This window comes from Brevundimonas terrae (assembly GCF_011761985.1).
Taxonomy (GTDB): domain Bacteria; phylum Pseudomonadota; class Alphaproteobacteria; order Caulobacterales; family Caulobacteraceae; genus Brevundimonas; species Brevundimonas terrae.
On the sequence record NZ_JAASQT010000013.1, the window covers coordinates 1 to 1,106 of the forward strand.

Consider the following 1,106-nt stretch of genomic DNA (forward strand, 5'->3'; position numbering starts at 1 on the left):
CAAAACGGCCCCCCGGATTGCTCCGGGGGGCCGTCTTTTAGGCTTAACCCGTGTGGGTCAAATCAAAGCGTTGCTTAGGCAACGATCTTCGAAACGACGCCAGCACCGACGGTGCGGCCGCCTTCACGGATAGCGAAGCGCAGCTTCTCTTCCATGGCGATCGGGGTGATCAGCTCGACGTCCAGCTCGGCGTTGTCGCCCGGCATGATCATTTCCACGCCTTCCTTCAGGTTCACGATACCGGTTACGTCGGTCGTGCGGAAGTAGAACTGCGGACGGTAGTTGGTGAAGAACGGCGTGTGACGGCCACCCTCTTCCTTGGTGAGGATGTAGGCCTCAGCAACGAACTTGGTGTGCGGGGTGATGGAGCCCGGCTTGCACAGCACTTGGCCGCGCTCGACGTCTTCACGCTTCAGACCACGCAGCAGAACGCCGACGTTGTCACCAGCTTGACCTTGGTCCAGCAGCTTGCGGAACATTTCAACGCCCGTGCAGGTCGACTTTTGGACCGGACGGATGCCGACGATTTCAACTTCTTCGCCAACCTTGACGATGCCGCGCTCAACGCGACCGGTCACAACCGTACCACGACCCGAGATCGAGAATACGTCTTCAACCGGCATCAGGAAGGCTTGGTCGATCGGACGTTCCGGCTGCGGGATGTAGTCGTCAACAGCTTGCATCAGTTCCAGAACGCGGTCTGCACCGATGTGCGCGTCACGGTCTTCAACGGCGGCCAGAGCCGAACCCTTGATGACCGGGATGTCGTCGCCCGGGAAGTTGTACGACGACAGAAGTTCGCGAACTTCCATCTCGACCAGTTCCAGCAGCTCTTCGTCGTCGACCATGTCGACCTTGTTCAGGAACACGACCAGAGCCGGAACGCCAACCTGACGCGACAGCAGGATGTGCTCGCGGGTTTGCGGCATGGGGCCGTCAGCAGCCGAGCAGACCAGGATCGCGCCGTCCATCTGGGCAGCACCGGTGATCATGTTCTTCACGTAGTCGGCGTGACCCGGGCAGTCCACGTGTGCGTAGTGACGGTTAGCCGTCTCGTACTCAACGTGCGAGGTGTTGATCGTGATGCCGCGGGCTTTTTCTTCCGG

The 1,106-nt window shown here is 60.2% G+C and carries 1 protein-coding gene; it reads right to left on the reverse strand.

Annotated features, from left to right (window positions below):
- Positions 1-74: 74 nt before the first annotated feature.
- Positions 75-1,106 (reverse strand): elongation factor Tu (gene tuf / locus FHS64_RS14175; RefSeq protein ID WP_167179461.1); only part of this gene is annotated, 1,032 nt, incomplete at its 5' end.